This is a genomic window from Chthonobacter albigriseus (assembly GCF_013839445.1).
GTDB lineage: Bacteria > Pseudomonadota > Alphaproteobacteria > Rhizobiales > Pleomorphomonadaceae > Chthonobacter > Chthonobacter albigriseus.
Map to the genome: position 1 here is coordinate 859,551 of NZ_JACDIT010000001.1, position 12,542 is coordinate 872,092.

Genomic DNA, 12,542 nt, shown 5'->3' on the forward strand with positions numbered 1-12,542 from the left:
CCGACCGGATCCGGCTTCAGCGCAGGAAGCCGACGATGTCCTTGACCTGATCCATCACCGGACGAGCGATGGCGGTCGCCCGCTCGCCGCCGTCCTTCAGGACGCCGTCGATGTAGGCGGTGTCGGCCATCAGCTCGCGCATGCGGGTGCTGACCGGCGACAGCGCCGAGACGGCGAGGTCGGCGAGGGCCGGCTTGAAGGTGGAGAACTGCGAGCCGCCGAATTCCTTCAGCACGGCCGCGCGGGAGGTGTCGGCCAGGGCGGCGTAGATGGTGACGAGGTTGTCCGCCTCGGGACGATCCTTGAGACCTTCCAGTTCGGACGGCAGGGCGTCCGGGTCCGTGCGTGCCTTGCGGATCTTCTGCGCGATGGCGTCGGCGTCGTCGGTGAGGCCGATGCGCGAGTAGTCCGACGGGTCGGACTTCGACATCTTCTTGGTGCCGTCGCGCAGACTCATCACGCGCGGCGCGGGGCCCTGCGTGAGCGGCTCCGGCAGCGGGAAGAAGCCGTCCTCCGGGTCGTGGCCGTTGGCGGCGATCGCGGCCGAGAAGTCGTTGTTGAACTTCTGAGCGATGTCGCGAGCGAGTTCCAGGTGCTGCTTCTGGTCCTCGCCGACCGGTACATGGGTGGCGCGGTAGACGAGGATGTCGGCCGCCATCAGCGTCGGATAGGCGAACAGGCCCACCGAGGCGTTCTCGCGGTCCTTGCCGGCCTTCTCCTTGAACTGCGTCATGCGGTTCAGCCAGCCCATGCGGGCGACGCAGTTGAACACCCACGCCAGTTCGGCGTGCTCCACCACGCGGCTCTGGTTGAAGACGATGTGGGCCTTCGGATCGATGCCGGCGGCGAGGAAGGCCGCGGTGACTTCGCGGATCTGCTTCTTCAGCTCGACCGGATCCTGCCAGACCGTGATGGCGTGCAGGTCGACGACGCAATAGATGCAGTCGTGGGTGGCCTGCATCTCCACGAAGCGCTTGATGGCGCCGAGATAGTTGCCGAGATGGAGATTGCCTGTCGGCTGGACGCCGGAAAACACGAGGGGCTTGAACGCCATGGGGGTCTCTTTTGGAGGGAGGCCTATTTTGCCGACGGCGTTATGCGCGAGCCGCCGTCCGCGTTCAAGTGTCGGCTGGCGGCTGTTCCGCCGCAGGCTTCGTCTTGCGGCTCCGGCGCTCCAGAAGCGCGCGGCCGTATCGCCGGATGTCAACCGCGCCGGTGAGCACCGCTGCCAGACCATAGATCGCCATGCCGCCGGCACAGAGCGCCAGGAGCGCGAGGCCGGAAACGATCTCGCTGTCGTCGGAAAGCCACGGCGACAGCCAGTCCACGCCCGCCACCAGGCCCCCGCCCATCAGCAGGCTGGCCACCGCGAGCAGGACGAGACGGCGGACGAGGAGACGGTCGGCGGCGAAATGGCCGCGGCGGACCAGCACGACCCACAGCATCACCGCGTTCACCCAGGCCGCGACGGCCGTCGCCAGGGCAATCCCGACATGGCCGAAGGTTGGGAACAGGGCGAGCGACATGCCGACGTTGACGGCCACCGAGATGCCACCCTGGACCGTCGGCGTGCGGGTATCCTCGCGGGCGAAGTAGCTCGGCTGGAAAACCTTGATGGCGACAAAGGCGGGCAGCCCGAAGGCAAAGGCCATCACTGCCCAGCCGGTGGCGTTGGTGTCGGCCGAAGTGAAAGCGCCACGCTCGAACAGCACGCGCATGATGGTGAAGGGGATCGCCACCAGGGCCACGGTCGCCGGCAGGGTCAGCGCCATCGCGAACTCGAGCGCGCGGTTCTGCGTGTGGAGCGCGGTTTCCGGCGTCTCGGAGCGCACGCGGCGCGTGAGGTCGGGAAGCAGCACGACGCCGATCGCCACGCCGATGACGCCGAGCGGCAGCTGGTAGATGCGGTCGGCGTAGTAGAGCCAACTCGCCGCGCTCGCCTGCAGGGAGGCGATGATGGTGCCGATGACGATGTTGATCTGGGTGATGCCGCCCGAGATCACGCCGGGGATGCCGAGCGAGACGAGCCGCCGGACGTTGGCGGTGACCTTCGGCCGGCGCAGAGACACGGGGAAACCGATGAACCAGAGCGCGCCGGCGACTGCCAGGAGCTGGGCGAAGCCGGCGATGAAGACGGCCCAGGAGAGCGTGTAGGCGGCGTCGGGCGTTCCCGCCCAGCCTTGCGACCAGATCAGCGCCAGCGCGGCGACGAGCACCACGTTCAGCAGCGAAGGCGCGAAGGCGGCGACAGCGAAGCGGCCGAAGGACTGCAGCATCCCCGCGGCCATCGCCGTCAGCGACATGCAGGCGAGATAGGGGAACATGATGCGCGTCATCAGTTCCGCGTCGGTGAACTTCTGGGGGTCGGAGGCAAAGCCTGGCGCCAGGGCGTAGACCAGCAGCGGCGCCGCGAGTTCGGCGATAATGGTGATCAGGGTCAGCGCCAGCAGGAAGACCGAAAGGATCTCCTCGGCAAGCACGCGGGCGCGCGGCGGGCCACCCTCCTCCAAGGCTCTCGCGAACAGCGGCACGAAGGCGGCGGAGAAGGCGCCCTCGGCGAAGAGGCGGCGGAAAAGATTGGGCAGTCGGAAGGCGACGATGAAGGCGTCGGCCACCGGTCCGGTGCCCAGCATGTTCGCCATGAACACGTCGCGGATGAAGCCGAGCACGCGGGACGTGAGCGTCGCCATGCCGACGGTCGCGAAGTTCTTCAAAAGGTTCATCGGCGAATGCGGCTCCTGCCTTGAGGTGGGCAAGAGATACAGGCAAGCCGGACTAGATGCCAAGGGGCGCGGCACTCATCGGAGGCCGTATCCCGCCTTCCGGCTAGTTGGCACCACCCCTGCCCTGAACTATGGTCCGCCACCCCGCGACAGGACGCGGCGGCGGAGGGGTTGTGTCATGGCCGAGAATACCAAATCCGGGCTGTCGTTCACGGAGCAGGAGGCGCTGCTGTTCCACGCGCAAGGTCGGCCGGGCAAGCTGGAGATCATGCCGACCAAACCGATGGCGACGCAGCGGGACCTGTCGCTCGCCTATTCGCCCGGCGTCGCCGTGCCGGTGCGCAAGATCGCCGAGGACCCCTCGCTCGCCTTCGACTACACCGCCCGCGGCAACATGGTGGCGGTGATCTCCAACGGCACCGCGATCCTGGGGCTCGGCAACCTCGGCCCGCTCGCCTCCAAGCCGGTGATGGAGGGCAAGGCCGTGCTCTTCAAGCGCTTCGCGGATGTGGATTCGATCGACTTGGAAGTCGACACGGAGGATCCGGACACCTTCATCAACTGCGTGCGCTACCTCGGGCCATCCTTCGGCGGGATCAACCTGGAGGACATCAAGGCGCCGGAGTGCTTCATCATCGAGAGCCGCCTGCGCGAACTGATGGACATTCCGGTGTTCCACGACGACCAGCACGGCACGGCCATCATCTCCACCGCCGGGCTGATCAACGCGCTGCACCTGACCGGACGCGACATCAGGACGACGAAGCTCGTCTGCAACGGCGCGGGGGCCGCCGGGATCGCCTGCATCGAGCTCGTCAAGGCGCTCGGCATGCCGCACCAGAACGTCATCCTCTGCGACACCAAGGGCGTGGTCTACAAGGGCCGCACCGAGGGCATGAACCAGTGGAAGTCCGCCCACGCGGTGGAAACCTCGGCCCGAAGCCTCGCCGAAGCGATGGACGGGGCGGACGTGGTGTTCGGCCTCTCGGCGAAGGGCGCGCTCTCCAAGGAGATGATCCTCTCGATGGCGAAGGACCCTATCATCTTCGCCATGGCAAATCCGGATCCGGAGATCACGCCGGAGGAGGCGCACGCCATCCGCGGCGACGCTATCGTGGCCACCGGACGGTCGGACTATCCCAACCAGGTCAACAACGTACTCGGTTTCCCCTACATCTTCCGCGGGGCGCTGGACGTGCGGGCGACAACCATCAACGACCGTATGAAGATCGCCGCGGCCGAGGCGCTGGCGCTGCTGGCGCGCGAGGACGTGCCGGACGAGGTGGCGGCGGCCTACCGGGGCCAGCGTCCCCGGTTCGGGCGTGACTACATCATCCCGGTGCCGTTCGATCCCCGGCTGATCTCCACGATCCCCGAGGCGGTCGCCCGGGCCGCCATCGACAGCGGCGTCGCCCGCAAGCCGATCGTCGACTGGGAACAGTACCGGCACCAGCTCTCCGCGCGCCGGGATCCGGCGGCCGGAACGCTGCAGCGCATCTTCTCCAAGGTGAAGCAGAAGCCGCGGCGGATCGTGTTCGCCGAAGGCGAGGAGGAGCAGGTGATCCGTGCCGCGGCGAGCTTCGCCACACAGGGCCTCGGCACCGCGATCCTGGTCGGCCGCGAAGACCAGATCCGCGCGACCGCGGCGGCGGCCGGCATCGACCTCAACCGCGAGGGCATGCAGATCGCCAACGCCCGGCTGTCCGCCCGCACCAAGGACTATGCCGACACCCTCTACGCCCGGCTGCAGCGCAAGGGCTTCCTGCACCGCGACTGCGTCCGGCTGGTCAACACCGACCGCAACTACTTCGGCGCGCTGATGGTGGCGCTCGGCGACGCCGACGCCATGGTGTCGGGGGTGACGCGGAACTACTCGGTGGTTCTGGAAGAGGTCTGCCAGGTGATCGATCCGAAGCCCGGGCAAAAGGTGATCGGCGTCTCGATCGCGCTCTGCCGCGGCCGGACCGTGCTGATCGCCGATACGGCGGTGCACGACATGCCGACGGCTGAGGAACTGGCGCATATCGCGGTTCAAGCGGCCCGGTTCGCCCGGCGGCTCGGCTACGATCCGCGGGTTGCGATGCTGGCCTACTCGACCTTCGGGCATCCGGAGGGCGAACGGTCGGCGCGGGTGCGGGAGGCGGTGCAGATCCTCGACCGGCAGCGGGTGGATTTCGAGTACGACGGCGAGATGGCGGCCGATGTCGCCCTCAATCCGGACCGGATGGCGCTCTATCCGTTCTGCCGGCTGACGGGCCCGGCGAACGTGCTGGTGATGCCGGCGTTCCACTCTGCCTCGATCGCGACCAAGATGCTGCAGGAGCTCGGCGGATCGACCGTGATCGGGCCGCTGCTGGTCGGCTTGGATAAGCCGGTCCAGATCATGCCGCTCGGAAGCCAGGACAGTGACATCGTCAACATGGCCGCTTTTGCGGCTTTCGACACCGTGGGATGACCGGTTCCACCCGGAGACATGAAAAATGCCGCCCCAGTTTCCCGGGGCGGCAAGTGGATCGACAGAGAGGCTGCCGATCGTAAAACCTGATCGCCGGCAGGACGTGGCTGGTGCTCCTGCCCGTGCGACAACTGGAGAATTGCGCGGAGTTGCTGAATCAAGGCTTAACAAGTTGGGCCGGATTCGATTTTTATAGGTTGGTCTGACGAGGCCATTGGCCCGCCGCTGACGCTAACCGCCCCGACTGACGCATCACAGTGCAGTGTCTATTTTTTGGGGTGATATTTTCTATCCAAGCATAAGTCGCCGTGGCCTGCGCCACTTGGAATCCGCCGTTCAGGTCGGGACCGATTCGGCCGGCGGCAGGTCGGACGGCGGCGACACCGGGCGCTTCTCCGGGCTCTTGCAGAGATCGTAGATCAGGCAGCGCTCGCATTCGGGCCGGCGGGCCTTGCAGATGTAGCGACCATGCAGAATGAGCCAGTGGTGGGCATGGAGCTTGTAGGGCTCCGGGACGATCCGCTCGAAGGCGAGTTCCACCTCCAACGGGTTCTTGCCGGGGGCGAGGAGCAACCGGTTGCCCAGCCGGAAGATGTGGGTGTCGACGGCGAAGGTGGGCTGGCCGAACGCCATGTTGAGGACGACGTTGGCGGTCTTTCGGCCGACTCCGGGCAGTTGCTCCAGGGCCGCGCGGTCGGCCGGAACCTCGCCGCCGTAGCCGTCGACGAGAGCCTTGGAAAGCGCGATGACGTTTTTCGCCTTGTTGCGGAAGAGGCCGATGGTCTTGATAGCCTCGCGCACCGCATCCTCCCCCAGTTCCAGCATTTTCTGAGGCGTGTCAGCCACTTGGAAGAGGTGGCGAGTCGCCTTGTTGACGCCGGCGTCGGTCGCCTGGGCCGACAGGACCACTGCCACGAGCAGCGTGAAGGCGTTGACGTGCTCCAGCTCGCCCTTCGGTTCCGGGTTGGCGGCGCGGAAGCGGGCGAAGATCGCCTCGACCTCATCCGGCGTGTAGACCGACTTCGGCCGGCGCTTGCGGGCGGCCGGCTTGGGCTTGGGCGTTGCAACGGCGGAGGCGGGGACGGAGGGCTTTGCGCGGGTCATGGCTCCTCTATAATGAGCTGAGATGACGACAGGCAATCCACCCGTTTCGCCCGCCGGGTCAGAAGCGGCGCAACCCTTCTTCTCGGCGCGGTTGACGCCCTACCGATCGCTCGGGCCGAGCGGCTTCGTGGCGCTGATGGCGATCGTCAGCGCGCTCTGCTTCGGGTCGGGGGTGATGTTCCTGGTGGTGGGCGCCTGGCCGGTGTTCTGGTTCATGGGGCTCGACGTCCTGATCGTCTATGTCGCGTTCCGGCTAAGCTATGACAAGGCAAGGGAATTCGAGGAGATCCACGTTTCCGCGGAAGACGTGCACATCATCCGGGTGTCGCACCGCGGAGAGATCCGGGAGCATCATCTCAACCCGTTCTGGGTCCGGTTGAACGTGGTGCGGTTGGAGGACGAGGGCGTGGTGCAGGTCAGCCTGGTCAGTCACGGCAAATCACAACCTGTCGGCGCTTTCCTCAACCCGGCGGATCGGGAGAGCTTCGCGCAGGCACTCGGAAATGCGCTGGTTACGGCCAGACGCGGCGGACCTGCCCTGGCCGACGGCACAATCTGACACCAGTTCGAAGGGTATCGGCGGCGGTTGCGAGAAACGGGTGGTGGCGCGGAAAAGCTCCCACTACCGTCTCAGCATCGATACGACGGAGATATGTTATGGATTCCGTGTTCACGCCCCATTCCGAAGGCTCGACATCCCGGACCGACGGCAGCTATCTTCACAAGGAGTTCCGGATGGCGGAGCCTGTCGTTCTGGATCGTCAGGCGGCCGATTACACGCTGGTGCGCGATACCATACAGTATATCTCCGAACGGTGGAGAGATCAGCCCGAGCTCGAGACCATCGCTGCGGCGGTCGGTACTGATGCAAACCATCTGCACCGGGTGTTCACACGTTGGGCTGGACTGACGCCGAAGGCGTTCGTCCAGGCGTTGACGCTGGATCAGGCGCGCCGGATGCTCAACGACAGCGCCTCGATTCTCGACACCGCCTACGAGGTGGGCCTGTCAGGACCGGGCCGGCTGCACGACCTTTTCGTCACCCACGAGGCCATGAGCCCGGGCGCCTACAAGGCAAGAGGTGGTGGAGTTACAATAGCTTACGGGTTCCATTCGTCGCCGTTCGGGACGGCGGTGGTGATGGCGACCGATCGCGGCCTGGCCGGTCTGGCCTTCGCCGACCCGGGCGAGGAGCAGCGGTCGTTCGAGGACATGGCCACCCGCTGGCCGGCGGCAGCCTTCGTCCACGACCCGGAGGTGACCGCACCCTATGCCCGGCAGGTGTTCGATCCGGGCTTCTGGAGCCACGACCGGCCGCTGCGCCTGGTGTTCATCGGATCGGACTTCGAGGTTCGGGTATGGGAGACGCTGCTGCGGATTCCTCTTGGAAAAGCAACGACTTACAGCGACATCGCCCGGCATATCGGGAACCCGAAGGCGGTGCGCGCGGTGGGCTCCGCGGTGGGCCGCAACCCCATTTCGTTCGTGGTTCCTTGCCATCGCGTGCTCGGCCGACAGGGCGATCTCTGCGGCTATCACTGGGGCTTGACGCGCAAGAAGGCGATCCTCGGCTGGGAGACCGGGCTGGTGAACAAGCTGTCCGGCACGGAATGAGACGACCTTGCGGACACGGCGCGGAGGGTGATCTTCCGCGCCGTTTTTCGGGGGTGTGTAGTCGCCTTTATCGTGGCAAGTCGCGGCTACGTAGCGCCCAAAGGCTCAATGTAGCGGCTTGTAGTAGATGACGGCGTCGGTGGGGGCGCCGTCGGGGTCGAGGGCGTAGCCGGGGATTGTTCCGGCCTCCAGGAAGCCGACCCGCCGATAGAGTCGCTCGCCGGGTCCGCCTGGCGCCGCATCGGCGGTGAGGAGGGTTATCCCCATCACCCGCGCGCTGGTTTCAAGCTCCTGCATCAATTCCTGTCCGACGCCCCTGCCCCGACCGCGACGGTGGACGAGCAGTCGGTCCACACTGGCCCGGTGGGGCTGGTTGGCGGCGGAGGCGCGGACCAGTTGGGCCGCGCCGACGATACCCTCGGCGTCCTCGGCGATGAACAGGTGGGTGGAGCGCTTCATCGCATCGGCAACGTCGAGCACGAAGCGGACCGCCGACAGCGGCGCGAGCGGCCTCATGAGAGACACCTGCGCGCCGGCATCGACAGCGTCGATCAGCATGTCCGCGAGTTCGTGAGCCCGGTTGCGGACCTCTTCCGGGGTCAGCCTTCGGATGGAGACCTGCCGTGCCACATCAACCGTCATGTCCGCCTCCCCAGGTGGATAAGGGCGGTCGTTCGCTGGCGGTTGATGCCCGCTCGTCGGCAGGTCGGCCTGGAGGATCAGCCCTTCAGGACTTCCTTGCTTGCGATGCTTCCGTCCTCGTTCAGACGATATACGATCGGAACGCCCGTATCGAGTTCCCGGGCGACAATCTCTTCGCCCGTCAACCCTTCCAACTGCATAATGAGCGCCCGCAGCGAATTGCCGTGCGCGGCAACGAGGACCCGTTCGCCCGCCATCACGCGAGGAAGTATTTCACGATCGAAATAAGGCAAGACCCGCTCGGCCGTGTTCTTCAGACTTTCGCCGCCGGGCGGGGGCACGTCGAAGGAGCGGCGCCAGACGTGGACCTGCTCTTCGCCCCAGCGGGCGCGGGCGTCGTCCTTGTTGAGGCCGGTCAACTCGCCGTAGTCGCGCTCGTTGAGGGCCTGGTCCCTGACCGTCGGCAAGTCGGTCTGGCCGATCTCCTCCAGGATGAGGCGGAGCGTGTGCTGTGCGCGCGTCAGCACGGAGGTATAGGCGACGTCGAAGCCGAGCTTCAGGTCGCGGAGCTTGCGGCCGGCGGCCTTGGCCTCCTCGATGCCCTGGGGCGTCAAGTCGGGGTCCTTCCAGCCGGTGAAGAGGTTCTTCAGGTTCCAGTCGCTCTGGCCATGGCGGACGAGGACGAGCAGGCGGTTCATGCGGGGGGAACTCCCTTCTGATGGAAGCGCCTGCCGGCTGCCGGCCGACGCCCTTTCCTGACACTCTCCGGCTGCCGCGTTTACCGCGTGTCAGCCGGACGGGACGCAATCAATCGAGGCCGAGCACGTCGGCCATGGAGTAGCGGCCGGGCTTGCGGCCGCGGCCCCACAGCGCCGCCCGGAGGGCGCCGGTGGCGAACAAGGCGCGATCCTCGGCACGGTGGGTGAGTTCGATCCGCTCGCCGGCACCGGCGAAGATGACGGCGTGGTCGCCGACCACGGTGCCGCCGCGCAGGGCCGCGAAACCGATCGCGCCCTGCGGGCGGACGCCGGTCTGGCCGTCGCGGCCGCGGACGGCAGCGTCCTCGAGGCGGATCGCCCTGCCCTCGGCCGCGGCCCCGCCCAGCAGCAGCGCGGTGCCGGAGGGCGCATCCACCTTCATGCGGTGATGCATCTCGACGATCTCGATATCCCACTCCGGACCCAGCGACTTCGCGGCGCGGCGAACGAGGCTGGCGAGCAGATTGACCCCGAGGCTCATGTTGCCGGACTTGACGACCACGGCGTGGCGCGCGGCGGCGTCGAACTTCGCCTCGTCCTCGGCCGAGCAACCGGTGGTGCCGACGACGTGGACGATACGGGCTTGGGCGGCGAGTTCGGCGAAGGCGACGCTGGCGGCCGGCGTGGTGAAGTCGAGGACACCCTCCGCCGCCGCGAAGGCGGGCAAGGGATCGTCGGTGACGGGCACGCCCAGTTCGCCGACGCCGGCGAGAAGGCCGGCGTCCCTGCCGAGATCGGCAGCGCCCTCCCGCTCGATCGCGCCGGAGAGGACGACGCCGGGGGTGGTGGCGACGGCGCGGATCAGCGTGCGGCCCATCCGGCCCGCTGCGCCCACCACGACGAGCTTCATGTCAGTCATCCCAGCCGTTCCTCGCGAAAATCCCGAGCGGCCTCGCCTATAGCAGGCGGGCGCGGCGGGTGGAAAGGGCGAGGACGGCCTCTGCCGGCGATTCCGACCATGGTCGCATCCGGAGCGGCGGATGCCGCCTGCGGCCTCCCACCGGACACAGCGGCCGCATCGGCGCTCAGCGTTGCCCCATCTCGGCGACGGCGGCGAGGATGCGGGCGATGTCCTCGGGGCGTGAGAGGCGGTGGTCGCCGTCCTTGACGAGGGTGACGACCACGTCGTCGTGGACGAGGCGGTCGACGAGGAGAAGGGCGTGGGCGTAGGGGACGTCGGGATCCTGCATGCCCTGGACGATGTGGACGGGCGCGCCGATCCGGATGTCGTCGTCGAGGACGGTGTTGCGGGCACCGTCGTCCAGGAAGGCGCGGGTGATGACGGTGGGCTCGTCGGCGTAGGCGCTGGGAAGGCGCACGGAGCCGGTTGCGGCAAGCTCGCGACGCATGGCCTCGGTGAAGGCGGGCTCCATGAGGCGGGTGGCGAAATCCGGCGCCGGCGCGATCAGGACGAGGCCGGCGAGCCGGTCGGCCCGATCGGCCGCCTGAAGCCGGCGGGCGAGGAGGAGTGCGATCCAGCCGCCCATGGAGGAGCCGACGAGGACGACCGGGCCTTCTGTGAAGCGATCGAGGACGGCCTCGGCCTCCTCCGCCCAGCGGCTGATGGTGCCGTCGGTGAAGAGGCCGCCGGAGGCGCCGTGGCCGGAATAGTCGAAGCGGACGACGCGGCGCCCGTTCCGCCGGCCCCACTCGGCCAGCGCCTCTGCCTTGGAGCCGGTCATGTCGGAGCGGAAGCCGCCGAGCCAGAGGAGCGCCGGTCCGACGCCTTCGTCGACGAGGAGGGCGATGGAGCGGGCGTCCGGGCCGGAGCCGACGACGAGCGTTTCGGGGGCGGACGGCATGGGCGGACCTCGGGATGGGGTGCGGCGGGTGCGGGTTTGACGTTTGCCATGGTGGGCGGGTGTTGTGAATGGGCGGCGTGGGAAAACGGGGCTGTTCACGGCGCGCGCGGGAAAGGCGGGAGATCGGGGAAGGATCGCCGGCGCCGAGCGGGAGGGAAAAAAGCGTGGGTGGTCCGCCTGCGCGGACCATGACGGCGGGAAGGGGAGAGCGGGAGCGAGGGATAGGTAGGACGATCAAGGGGGCAGGAGGAAATGTTGCAAAGTGGTGAGCCGGTGCCGAGCGGGCGCTTTCTGCTTTCATACCCGTCATGGTCCGCGCAGGCGGACCATGAAGGCGGGAAGGGAGGAGGACGGAGCGAGCGAGACGGCGCGACAGGGCGGGACGGCGGGGATATGCGGAGTGGGCAGCCGGGCGACCGAGTACCTTCGGCGTTCTCAACCGGCGTGGTCCGACTGCACGGGGGCGGGACAGTGGGAACGGTGAGGGAAGGGTTCATGGAAAGGAAGCGATGACGGCGGAATCCCGCCGGGGTTGCCCAATCAGTATCCAGCCGAGGATTGACTTTTCGGCAGATAAGCACGACTTTGAGGCCCGTTGCTCCATGCGATGGGCAGCCGTATCGATTCCTTGGATCCAGTGGCTCCTGCCGACGGCAGCGCACGGACCCAGGCTCCGGGGTGACCGGCGGGCGTTCCAGCGTTCCCCTGCAGGCACCACATCTCCCAGGGAGACCCGGATACCGAGCGGCGGCCCGCTTCGTGCGGGAAACCGGCGCCCCGGTCCTTCGTTTTCATCGAGGCTTTGTCCGGCAGCGATGCTTCCATGGCGAAGCGCTCGTCTGCGGCAAATGCCTTGGCGCTTCGAAGCCGATCGCCGTTCGTTGAAACAATAGAGGAGACACGAGCCATTCGTCGCCCGTTCCGAGCCACTGCGCCGATCAAGGAAGGTCCGCGCGTCAACCGTGAAATCCGAGTTCCGCAGGTCCAGCTGATCGACGAGAACGGCGAGAACCGTGGGGTCGTCGCGATCCTGGACGCCCTTGCCGCCGCCAACGAGGCCGGGCTCGATCTCGTGGAGATCTCGCCGAACTCTACGCCGCCGGTCTGCAAGATTCTCGACGTGGGCAAGTTCAAGTACCAGTCGCAGAAGAAGGCCGCCGAAGCGCGCAAGAACCAGAAGACGGTTGAGATCAAAGAGATCAAGATGCGTCCGAACATCGACACCCACGACTACGAGGTGAAGATGAAGAGCATGCATCGGTTCTTCGAGGAAGGCGACAAGGTCAAGGTGACGCTGCGGTTCCGTGGCCGCGAGATGGCGCACCAGGACCTGGGCGTGAAGCTTCTGCTGCAAGTGCGCGACGAGACTGCGACCATCGCCAAGGTGGAGAGCGAGCCGCGCCTTGAAGGCCGCCAGATGGTGATGGTGCTCGCCCCGCGCTGA

General features: G+C 67.1%; 11 protein-coding genes. 4 read left to right on the top strand and 7 right to left on the bottom strand.

What is annotated here, in order from left to right:
* Positions 1–16: 16 nt before the first annotated feature.
* Positions 17–1,054 carry a tryptophan--tRNA ligase gene (gene trpS / locus HZ321_RS03830; RefSeq protein ID WP_181700377.1) on the bottom strand — a complete coding sequence of 346 codons (1,038 nt, stop codon included), beginning with the start codon at positions 1,052–1,054 and terminating at the stop codon, positions 17–19.
* A gap of 64 nt (positions 1,055–1,118) precedes the next feature.
* Positions 1,119–2,723 carry a murein biosynthesis integral membrane protein MurJ gene (gene murJ, locus HZ321_RS03835; protein ID WP_181700379.1) on the bottom strand — a complete coding sequence of 535 codons (1,605 nt, stop codon included), beginning with the start codon at positions 2,721–2,723 and terminating at the stop codon, positions 1,119–1,121.
* A gap of 178 nt (positions 2,724–2,901) precedes the next feature.
* Here murJ and HZ321_RS03840 point away from each other — a divergent pair, with 178 nt between their 5' ends.
* Positions 2,902–5,178: an NADP-dependent malic enzyme gene (locus HZ321_RS03840; RefSeq protein ID WP_181700381.1), complete on the top strand. Its 2,277-nt coding sequence runs from the start codon at positions 2,902–2,904 to the stop codon at positions 5,176–5,178.
* A gap of 336 nt (positions 5,179–5,514) precedes the next feature.
* On the opposite strand, the gene nth is transcribed toward HZ321_RS03840, so the two are convergent.
* Complete coding sequence (gene nth / locus HZ321_RS03845) at positions 5,515–6,282, bottom strand: endonuclease III (RefSeq protein ID WP_181700383.1); 768 nt, start codon at positions 6,280–6,282, stop codon at positions 5,515–5,517.
* Positions 6,283–6,304: 22 nt separating this feature from the next.
* On the opposite strand from nth, the gene HZ321_RS03850 reads away from it, so the two are divergent.
* Both HZ321_RS03850 and HZ321_RS03855 read left to right on the top strand, forming a co-directional pair.
* A complete protein-coding gene (locus tag HZ321_RS03850) occupies positions 6,305–6,841 on the top strand; it encodes a DUF2244 domain-containing protein (RefSeq protein WP_181700384.1) in 537 nt (178 codons plus the stop codon).
* A gap of 176 nt (positions 6,842–7,017) precedes the next feature.
* Positions 7,018–7,896 (top strand): methylated-DNA--[protein]-cysteine S-methyltransferase, encoded by an 879-nt coding sequence (locus tag HZ321_RS03855; protein ID WP_181700386.1) that lies wholly within the window; start codon positions 7,018–7,020, stop codon positions 7,894–7,896.
* Positions 7,897–8,001: 105 nt separating this feature from the next.
* Here HZ321_RS03855 and HZ321_RS03860 read toward each other — a convergent pair whose 3' ends face one another.
* From HZ321_RS03860 to HZ321_RS03875, 4 genes are all read right to left on the bottom strand, one after another.
* Positions 8,002–8,538 (bottom strand): GNAT family N-acetyltransferase, encoded by a 537-nt coding sequence (locus tag HZ321_RS03860; RefSeq protein ID WP_181700388.1) that lies wholly within the window; start codon positions 8,536–8,538, stop codon positions 8,002–8,004.
* A 77-nt stretch (positions 8,539–8,615) separates the two neighbouring features.
* A complete protein-coding gene (locus tag HZ321_RS03865) occupies positions 8,616–9,236 on the bottom strand; it encodes a 2,3-bisphosphoglycerate-dependent phosphoglycerate mutase (protein WP_181700390.1) in 621 nt (206 codons plus the stop codon).
* A gap of 109 nt (positions 9,237–9,345) precedes the next feature.
* A complete protein-coding gene (gene dapB / locus HZ321_RS03870) occupies positions 9,346–10,155 on the bottom strand; it encodes a 4-hydroxy-tetrahydrodipicolinate reductase (protein WP_181700392.1) in 810 nt (269 codons plus the stop codon).
* A gap of 166 nt (positions 10,156–10,321) precedes the next feature.
* Positions 10,322–11,098, bottom strand: coding sequence for an alpha/beta hydrolase (locus HZ321_RS03875; RefSeq protein ID WP_181700394.1), 777 nt, complete (start codon positions 11,096–11,098; stop codon positions 10,322–10,324).
* 907 nt (positions 11,099–12,005) lie between these two features.
* Between HZ321_RS03875 and infC the strand changes: the two genes are divergently transcribed.
* Positions 12,006–12,542, top strand: coding sequence for a translation initiation factor IF-3 (gene infC, locus HZ321_RS03880; protein ID WP_181701720.1), 537 nt, complete (start codon positions 12,006–12,008; stop codon positions 12,540–12,542).

What these genes read in the sequence shown, in the direction of transcription:
- trpS (WP_181700377.1), bottom strand. Translation starts at nt 1,054, where the DNA reads ATGGCGTTCAAGCCCCTCGTGTTTTCCGGCGTCCAGCCGACAGGCAAT.
- HZ321_RS03855 (WP_181700386.1), top strand. Translation starts at nt 7,018, where the DNA reads ATGGCGGAGCCTGTCGTTCTGGATCGTCAGGCGGCCGATTACACGCTG.
- dapB (WP_181700392.1), bottom strand. Translation starts at nt 10,155, where the DNA reads ATGACTGACATGAAGCTCGTCGTGGTGGGCGCAGCGGGCCGGATGGGC.
- HZ321_RS03840 (WP_181700381.1), top strand. Translation starts at nt 2,902, where the DNA reads ATGGCCGAGAATACCAAATCCGGGCTGTCGTTCACGGAGCAGGAGGCG.
- nth (WP_181700383.1), bottom strand. Translation starts at nt 6,282, where the DNA reads ATGACCCGCGCAAAGCCCTCCGTCCCCGCCTCCGCCGTTGCAACGCCC.
- murJ (WP_181700379.1), bottom strand. Translation starts at nt 2,723, where the DNA reads ATGAACCTTTTGAAGAACTTCGCGACCGTCGGCATGGCGACGCTCACG.
- HZ321_RS03860 (WP_181700388.1), bottom strand. Translation starts at nt 8,538, where the DNA reads ATGACGGTTGATGTGGCACGGCAGGTCTCCATCCGAAGGCTGACCCCG.
- HZ321_RS03850 (WP_181700384.1), top strand. Translation starts at nt 6,305, where the DNA reads ATGACGACAGGCAATCCACCCGTTTCGCCCGCCGGGTCAGAAGCGGCG.
- HZ321_RS03865 (WP_181700390.1), bottom strand. Translation starts at nt 9,236, where the DNA reads ATGAACCGCCTGCTCGTCCTCGTCCGCCATGGCCAGAGCGACTGGAAC.
- HZ321_RS03875 (WP_181700394.1), bottom strand. Translation starts at nt 11,098, where the DNA reads ATGCCGTCCGCCCCCGAAACGCTCGTCGTCGGCTCCGGCCCGGACGCC.